Source organism: Sandarakinorhabdus sp. (assembly GCF_032115815.1).
Taxonomy (GTDB): Bacteria; Pseudomonadota; Alphaproteobacteria; order Sphingomonadales; family Sphingomonadaceae; genus Sandarakinorhabdus.
The window spans coordinates 1-2,502 of the sequence record NZ_JAUMBI010000078.1 but is presented as its reverse complement, the minus strand read 5'-3'; the positions used below and the strand labels follow the sequence as shown (position 1 = coordinate 2,502).

Below are 2,502 nucleotides of genomic sequence, written 5' to 3'. Positions count from 1 at the left end.
GGCCAGCACCAGCGCCATCAGCGCCGATTGCGCCGAACAGGCGCGGGCCGAAACCAGTGTGATGCCCAACACCCACAGGCCCAGCCACAGCAGCGCCGCCAACGCCATCAGCGCCGCGATGCCGGCTTCGGCAGGCGATTGCGCTGCCGCCCATCCCAGCGCCGCCAGGGCCGGCAGCGCGGCCAAACCGGCCACCGCAGCCAGTGCCAGCGCCTTGCCGGCAATCAGTTCACCCGCGTTCGCGCCGTGGGTCAGCTGCAGCGTGAACAACCCGGCCTGCCGTTCAGCCACGATCATTGCGAAGCCCACGAACACCAGCAACAGCGGCACCAGCACGCGCAGCACGAAGGCCGGGGTAAGCTGGCCAAAGCGGATCAGACCCGAGGATTCGCGCGCCGCGCCCAGCGTGGTGGCGTTCTGGCGATGGCCTTCCAGATAGATCAGCGACCCGGCAAAGGCATCAACCCCGGGATCGAACGCCGCCAGCGGCCCCAACGGGCGGAGCGCATAGGTGCCATAATGCACCATGCGGTGCGGGTGGCGATCGGGCTGGTTGGCAAATTCCGTGTTGGCGGCCGTCTGCGCCGTGTCGCGATCCGCCGCCATGCGGCTGGCCTGCGTGGCACCCGTGATGGCAGCAATGCCCGACAGCATTGCCAGCAGCACCAGGGCCACCACGGCAAGGCGTGAACGCAGCAACAGCCGCAGCTGTGCCGCCGATATGGTGCGCACCCGCCTCATGCCGCGACAAACCCATCGTGCAGCGCATTGAGATCAAAGCGCGGCGCGGTGTCTGCCGCCGTCCATTCCCGCGCCAGCCGCCCGCCCGCCAACAGGCCAATCCGCCCCGCCACGTCCGCAGCACCGAAGAGGTCATGCGTAACCATCAGCACGGCAACGCCCCGCGCCGCCACCGCGCCGACCAGCGCATGGAAATCGCGCGTGGCGGCCGGGTCAAGGCCCGAGGTGGGCTCATCCAGCAGCAGCAGCGGCGTGCGCCGGAGCAGCGCCAGGGCAATGGCTGTCTTCTGGCGCATGCCCTTGGAAAAGCCACCAACCGGCCGGTCCCAGGCGCCGGCGTCGAGCTTCACTGCGGCAAAGGCCTGTTCGGTCTCGGCTCGGTCACGCGGGCTGCCGGCCAGTTCGAGGAAATAGCCGACATTCTCCCGCGCGGTGAACGCCGGGTAGAGCGCGACATTTTCGGGCAGATAGGCGCATGCGGCGCGCACATCATCGGGCGCAACAGCGGGATCATGGCCAGCCACCGCGATGCTGCCGCCGCTGCGCGGCAGCAGGCCCAGGGTGGCAAACAAGGTGGTGGACTTGCCGGCGCCATTGCCGCCGAGCAGCGCATAGACTTCGCCGGGTGCGAGCGTGAGGGTCAGGCCATCGACGATGCGGCGGCCACCCCGTTCCACCACCAGGCCGTCGATGGCCAGCGTCGCGGCCATCAGAACTTGTACCGTACCGAGGCCGTCGCCGCGCGCGGCTGGCCGGGCTGCACCCACAGTTGGGCAAAGCTGTTGGTGTAATAAGTGGCGTTGAACAGATTGCTCACTTCAGCGAACAGTTCGATCCGATCGGTGATGTCGGCGCGGACGAATGCCCGCGCCAACGTGTAGGCCGGCAGGAAGAACTGGGTGGCGGTCTCCCCCAGCCGGCCGCCGGTGTGCTGCACACCGCCGCCCAGCGTCAGCTTCAGATCATCGGTCAGCTGGAAGCCCTTGGCAGCCTGCACATTGAACTGGTGGCGCGGGATGTTGATCAGCCGGTCGCCGACGCGGATGTTCAGGCTGAAATTGGGATCAAGCACGGCGGCGCGCGCGGTGGCGTCGACAAAGGCATAGCTGAGCAGCAGATCAACGTCGCCGGGCAGCTTGCCGTTGAGATCGACTTCCAGGCCCCGGCTGCGCGCCCGGCCGATCGGTACCGAAAAGCCGGGATTGGCGGGATCGGCGGCCAGCACATTGTCCTTGGTGAGGGTGAACAGCGCGACAGTACCGGTGAGCTTGCCATCGAGCAGATTGAGTTTGGCGCCCACTTCGGCCGAACGGCTGGTTTCCGGATCGAAGATGCGGCCCGCCACATCGGCACCGATATTGGCGCGGAAACCCTCGCCATAAGCGGCATAGAAGGAAAGCGTCTTGCTGGCTTCGTACACGATGCCGGCCTGCGGTGAAAAGCGGCTGAAATCGCGGGCGCTGGCAACGCCGTTGGCGCGGTTGAGCGTGGTCAGGCGGATGTCGTCATAACGGCCACCGAGCCGCAGCTGGACGCCGCCGCCCAGATCGATCTGATCCTGCACATAGAGGCCAAACGCCTCCTGCGTGTCGAGCCGGTTGGTCTGCGGGCCGGGGGTGGGCAGCGGGAAACGGCCATAAACTGGTGCCAATATGTCGATGTCGTTCGACTGCTGGGCCGTCGTGGCCGCCCCGATCGCTGCCGGGCGGAAGCGCAGGAACAGCTGGCTGTTTTCAAAGCGATCATAATCGGCACCGAACA

Annotated in this window: 3 protein-coding genes; all 3 read right to left on the bottom strand. The window is 67.1% G+C overall.

The genetic code is table 11. From position 1 onward, the window contains the following. Positions 1–741, bottom strand: a 741-nt coding sequence (locus RT662_RS04600) for an ABC transporter permease subunit (RefSeq protein WP_409530138.1), incomplete at its 3' end; no start/stop codon positions are given. Next, on the bottom strand, positions 738–1,451 hold the full coding sequence (locus RT662_RS04595; protein ID WP_313669531.1) for an ABC transporter ATP-binding protein: 714 nt from the start codon (positions 1,449–1,451) through the stop codon (positions 738–740). The genes RT662_RS04595 and RT662_RS04600, both read right to left, overlap by 4 nt. Beyond that, positions 1,451–2,502: TonB-dependent siderophore receptor (locus RT662_RS04590; protein WP_313669530.1), on the bottom strand; the 1,052-nt coding region annotated here is incomplete at its 5' end. The genes RT662_RS04590 and RT662_RS04595, both read right to left, overlap by 1 nt.